The sequence below is a fragment of the Flavobacterium sp. T50_26 genome, from assembly GCF_057652995.1.
Genome location: NZ_JBYFCC010000088.1, coordinates 1 through 240, shown reverse-complemented (window position 1 = coordinate 240; position 240 = coordinate 1). Strand labels below are relative to the sequence as shown.

Here is a 240-nt window from a genome sequence, read left to right as displayed (position 1 = left end):
TGACGAACGGGACCTCCGGGAACGTCAACAATGTCGATGTCTCCGGGGCCACCCGCGTGAGGAGCGCGGGTGAGCGGTCCGCGCAGGTGGCGGCCGCCATTGCCGGTGGCGCCATCAGCGCGACATCGATGGCCCGCCGTGACGACGCGCCGGCACTTGAGGCGACCCTGATCCCGTTCAATGTGACGCGGCGCCCGATCACCAGCGAGGATGTCGCGCTGGCAAGGGAGATCCTTGCCA

1 protein-coding gene is annotated in these 240 nt (G+C 68.8%); it reads left to right on the top strand.

All coding sequences use genetic code 11. The features are described from left to right. On the top strand, positions 1–240 hold a 240-nt coding region (locus AC23MC_RS16540; RefSeq protein WP_487570667.1), incomplete at both ends, for a hypothetical protein.